This is a genomic window from Loktanella sp. DJP18 (assembly GCF_049310965.1).
In the GTDB taxonomy this organism is placed as follows: Bacteria; Pseudomonadota; Alphaproteobacteria; order Rhodobacterales; family Rhodobacteraceae; genus Loktanella.
In genome coordinates, this window is the sequence record NZ_JBMERN010000185.1 from 1 (window position 1) to 5,535 (window position 5,535).

The window sequence follows — 5,535 nt, forward strand, 5'->3', positions numbered from 1 at the left end:
GTCCTCGAGCCACCTAAGGCACCAGGACGGCCACCACACTTCGTCGTAACCGAGACTACCGGCTCATTGTCCAAACTGGCGATGACACCGTCAATGTTCGAATTTCTCTGCCGTGTCGCTCACGGCGCTCTCCCCGGCTCCTTTGGATCAAAATGCATCCAGGAAATTAGAACTTTCCAAATCAAGACCTTTGGCGCAATCGAACGCGCTGCGCTTGAAAATAACCTAACAATTCAATTAAGTGCCGTCGGACTTGGCGCAGACGGACACCTTCAAGAACGTCCGATAAAGGTGCTGGAGGACGCGCGATGACCGATGCCGATACTCTTCCTCCAAATCATATTCGCGATGGTAATTCCCCTCCTGACATGTGGGTGCAGGAAGCAATCTACGGACATAGATTCCGCGAAGAGCAGAAGCCTTTCATGCTCGTCCTCGAGGCTCTGCTCGTCTGCCTGGGACGTATCCGCACTGGACACGCCATGTTCCCTGGGCTGCCGAATGACGGCTCACACGAGAAGGTTCAATCTCACCTCGAAATACACGGTCCGCTCCGATTTCTCGCTTTTTGGCAGATCATCGATGAAGATGAACCCGCTCCCGCCGGAAGTTCTCAGGAGCGTTTCGAAAAGATGATTGCGGCGCTCGAAGCAAGCTATCCTCGTAGTGAAGGAACACACCGCTTTTCTCATCTTGGCGCACGGTTCGGGCATGACCCGGACGCCCTCAGGCAGGCCGTTAACATCATACGGGGCTGCGAAGTTGATGCCGGGAGTTCCCGGAGACCCACAGCACGATTCCTCAATCCGCAGGGGCCTCATCTTCATCTCTCCGAGCTCGGTAATAAATTGAGTTCGAGTCCTCGCGACTTCCTGGCTCGCGGAGGTGAGATGATCTATCTAATGCTAAACAGGTCGACCTCGCGCGTGTCTCTGGAAGGTGCCGTAAAGAAAATATTTTTCAATGAAACCGACCCGATCGATCATATTGCCAAGATGCTTTCGCCGACCGAGAATGAGCACAGAACCGGGACGGATATAGGTTATCTTCCTTGGGCCGAGATGGATACCTACAATCGCCTTGGTGAGGACTGGTTGGCAATTCTCAATGCCTCCTCTCTCCCACGCTCGGAAGTCCTCGCACCACTTTCCTCCATCACCGCGCTAAATCTGTTTAGATACTTCGGCGAAGCAGGAGAGAAGGGGTTTGACACGCCGTTACAGCCAATCCCCTTGGATATGAGCGACGGTCGTCTCACAGACATCCGACGACTCGGACGCATGATGCTCACACATCACCGGGAAGGCATCCGCGATGTCGTCGTCGCTTATGTCGACGCCGAGCTCAAGCGATCGGCTGCATGGAACAATTGCTTTGGCAACGCCAGCCATCCAGACCCCGCAATTCGATCCAATAATGGACGCATCGCTATCGAAGAAGCGCTGAAAATGTCCTTCAAAGGAGATACAGGCCTCGTCAAAACACCCGAGGAGTGGAGAGAAACCGCCCTTGGTATAATCGGCAAGCGTCAGAACAACGATCCCGAAACAATCCTGCTACCACTTGGCCGAGCCGCTGGTTTCGTAACCTCGCGACAGCGCGTGGGGTCATGGTTTGGTGCATCCGATCGACTGCTCGAAGCGCTCGTCTTGGCCAATGTATCTTCTCCGATGACGATTGATGATTTCGCTGAACGCCTGCATGATCGATATGGGCTCGTCATCGGACCCATCGAAGCCAAGCAGAGACTCTCTGGCATGAACATCAATGCCGCAAGTTTTCGCAAGAACATCAAACTCTTCGAAGAACGTCTCGCTGCTCTCGGTATGGCCAAAAGGCTGTCTGACGATTGTGCCTTCGTCTCAAATCCATTCGCCTACGGGGAACAAGCATGAACACCCAAACCCCGATCGACCCAAAACCTAATGCTCCGACCGCAGCCCAACTCAGAGCGGCGAGTATGATAGGATCTGTGATCTGGAAGAAGGTCGCACAAGATTCAGGCGCTGATCGACGCTCGTTATTCCTTCTCGATGGTCTGGCACCTGTGGTTCTCGAGGCAGTTTCCGAGACTGTGGGTAAAATCTCCGGCTCAACGCCCTGGATCGCAATCGATCCACAGATCGATGGCCTTAGAGTTGAGCGGTTGCCTGTAGCGCATCGGTATGAAGATTCTCCCGTTCGCATCCGCAACACGCCGTTCGATGGCCCTGTGCTCATAGCCGTTCGTGAGGAGGAACGCAGTCGCACGCGCGCGAGCCTTGGAACAGTAAGCATTCTCGACGCTGAGAGCTTGCAGAGCGAAACGGAGCTCTGGATCGAAGCCATATCCGACTTGCGGGGGCAGACACTTAGCGTTGACATCCAAGCCTGCTGTAGGGCCATCATTGAGGGTATGGTGCGGTCCGGTGTGGTCTCAGAACTCCTCCAATTCGCAGCCGTCCTCCATGACATTGCCTCAGATTCAGGGAAGGGCCCCCATGTTACCCTGGCCAACGCCGTGCCGCACCTCCGACTGCCAAAGGGTTCTTTGGGAAGTCTTCCTGGGCCCGATTCCAAGGGAATGTCGGCGGCAGCATTCTCAAACGCGCTGAAGGCCGCCGAAAGAGAAACTCAAAATGCGCCAATGCTCTACGATCAAGAGGGTCGCCGGTTCGACATCGCCGCCATTCAAGACGCCTTAAATGAACAACTATGTCGTCCGGCTTCAGATGCGAACCGCCCACCCAACGCCGTGCTGAAGGCTGTCCAAGATTTGCTGAACGACCGTGAGAATTTAAGTGCGGCTGAATGGAGACCCTCTCAGCAAGCATTCTGTGAGAATTTCGACTGGTTCTTTGCGAAACTGATATTCGTTGGACTCCGAAAGCCACAGGCACCGAGACTGCCCGCACGGATAAAAGAGATCCTTCAGAATGAAGGGCGTGAAGATCGTATCGCGGATCTCGAAGAAACCTTTCGCGTCTTCGAAGAAGGTAAAGAGGAAGAGGCCCGCCACGCAGCTGCGGAGGTCCTCGATGCTGAGGGCGATTGGCTTTCCAATCACGACGATAAGATCGTTCCGAAACTGCGGGCATTTGCTCATCCAGACGTCATTAGCAAGCAGGAAAATCTACTGGCAGGATTGCTGGAAGGCTTCCGCACCCTGATGGCCAAATCGTTCGAGGCGCGGCAAGAAGCCCATCAAGATGGCCATGTTCAGCAGATTCGGCTGACAGCTCCAAAGGCAGATGCTCTGTCGACTTGGCTGAACCTCGACGAGCCAGTTCACAAGGCCCTGATCTTCGAACTTAGCGCGGCTCGCCCCATGCTCGAAAGGGTCGTCAAATTCGACCTGGGAAAGTGGCGCGATCCCGCAGCTGCAACGAAAGGAAAAGCGAAGAAGGAAAAGCTGGTTCAACTTGAACTTCGGTGGAGCGCAAACGGTCCTGCACAGCCGGAGCACATCGTTCGAGTTGAATGGAAGCCCAACCTCAACGGTCTGGGGCAAACCCTTCCCGCCGACCTGCATGCTCTACTTGGCAGCTTTGACAGCTCCTCCATGGTGAAAGTTTGGCCACTCACCACGACACCAACCAATGCCGGTGACACCAGAACGATTTCGTTGCATGATTCAAATAGCTTCGACCATCCCAACTCTCCAGCCCTTACAGTTAGTGGAGCGCAGGAGACGAGCGAATTCTTTTCGCTCGTGGAAACCAGTATCGCCGAATGCACCCGCCGGCGCGCTGTAACCGCACAAGAGGGCACGACAGCGCTCGAAAGACTGAAGGCGTTCAGGACAGCTATGTCCAGGACGGTTCGAAAGCTCGGCAATGATCCGGGAGGCGCGGACGTTGCGAACACGGTCACTCAGGTGTCCACAACTTTTGGAGACCTCTGCGCCGCCGTTCGGCCCTTCGCCTGCACAGACATTGGACGAGACGACGTTGTCCGCCGCGTGTGTGAATTCGGCCTTGTAACATCCCGCGACGGCGATACGGCGATAGTCCCAGCATGGCACCCTCTCAGACTTCAGGAAAAGTGGGCCAAAATCGAAAGGTTCGGAGACCTTCTTTGTGAAATCTGGAGCGCGTCGGTCTTCGGTGAAGGAATAAATCACGAGGTCTCTGAATTCGCTCGGATGATTGAAGGGTATCGTCTTCCCGAGGTGATCATCGTCAATGATCGCACCTTCCAGGTGGTCGATGCGATTGGCGGGTATGGCCTGGCTGTAGCGACCGATCACCGGAAATCCGCGCAGACCTCCCTCGAAGCAACTGCACGGATGGCAGCAGACGTTTTCCTCGGTGTCGTTGACGACTATCTCAATCTGAACCCCCATGAGGAAGCGAACCTATCGACAGCGATCTATGGGGCCGAGAGTGCCACGCTCCCAGGACTTCTGACCAGAGGGCTGGGAGAGCGCATGGCCGTCAATCCAGAACTTCGCTGCGAGCTCTTTATTACACATGACAACGGCAGACAGATCCGCGATATTTTTGCAATCCAGAACAGCATGTTGACAGAGCGCGGATCTCCTGTGGGCGATGGCTTTTTGTCCCGACTTCGGATCGGAATGCTACCCCCTCAAAAGCCCTCCTCCACACAATTAAGCGCTGACATCGACGTTGTGCTCTTACACGATGTCTATATGCGAAACTCTTCTGTCGAATGGGAACTCACCGCGGGCTCCTCGGACGACTTAGCACCAGAAATCGTCATCAATGATTGGATGATGCCTCACAGACCAACATTCGAAGCCAGATCCGGCGACAAGAAAACGCTGAAAATGCCCTTGGTCGTCGCGCACCCTCCCCGCGCACTGGGTCAGTTTCTCGATCTCTGCTTTCTGGGGCAAAGAAGCCAGCCGACGATCGAAGGCGGCAAAAGGGCCGTCCCGGTTCGCATCGCACGCCTCCAGGACGGCGCAGGTGCGATCAAGAAGATCGTCGAACGAGCCCATGATCTGGGCGAATGGGTGGTCAGTGTCGATCAAATGTCGACCAGAGCGATGTTGTCGGACCTGGGGATCGAAGTCATTCGCGACATCCCGGCAAAGGGATCTGATCACCGCATCCTTGTCAGCTCACGCAGACCCAGCGAAGGTCTGCGGCGTCGGATCAAGACGAGGTTCTCGAATCTTCAGGCGTCCGATGCCGCCGAGACGGCCGCAAGGTTTGCTGACGACGCAATTCACACCGTGGTCAGAGTCGCAGGGCAGAAGCTCTTGAAGGCCAACCGTTCGGAAAACGCAGCTCTCGAAATCATCGGACTCGCAGCGGCGACGAAGCTTGTCGAAGACGAAGCCGCGAAGACGAAGGCCACTGAATCTCTTATTTGGCTGTCTCTCGACGAGAACAGGGGTGCTCTTGGCCTGAAAGGGAAGCTGGCGGACGCCTTGGCTGTAAAGGTCGATATTACTGGACCGCGCCCAAGCCTTCAAATCATCGTCGTTGAAGCCAAGTGTGTGGCGGCTGTATCTCTTTCGGAAGAAGCCAAGGGGTCCAGAGAGCAGACCGTGCATTCGATCACCGCATTGCAGGCCCGTCTCTG

At 55.3% G+C, this 5,535-nt stretch carries 3 protein-coding genes; all 3 read left to right on the plus strand.

The window, feature by feature from the left end:
• On the plus strand, positions 1-312 hold a 312-nt coding region (locus tag ACOI1H_RS23285; protein ID WP_422440543.1), incomplete at its 5' end, for a hypothetical protein.
• Positions 309-1,895 carry a hypothetical protein gene (locus ACOI1H_RS23290; protein WP_422440544.1) on the plus strand — a complete coding sequence of 529 codons (1,587 nt, stop codon included), beginning with the start codon at positions 309-311 and terminating at the stop codon, positions 1,893-1,895. The genes ACOI1H_RS23285 and ACOI1H_RS23290, both read left to right, overlap by 4 nt.
• The coding region (locus tag ACOI1H_RS23295) for a hypothetical protein (RefSeq protein ID WP_422440545.1) at positions 1,892-5,535 on the plus strand (3,644 nt) is incomplete at its 3' end. The genes ACOI1H_RS23290 and ACOI1H_RS23295, both read left to right, overlap by 4 nt.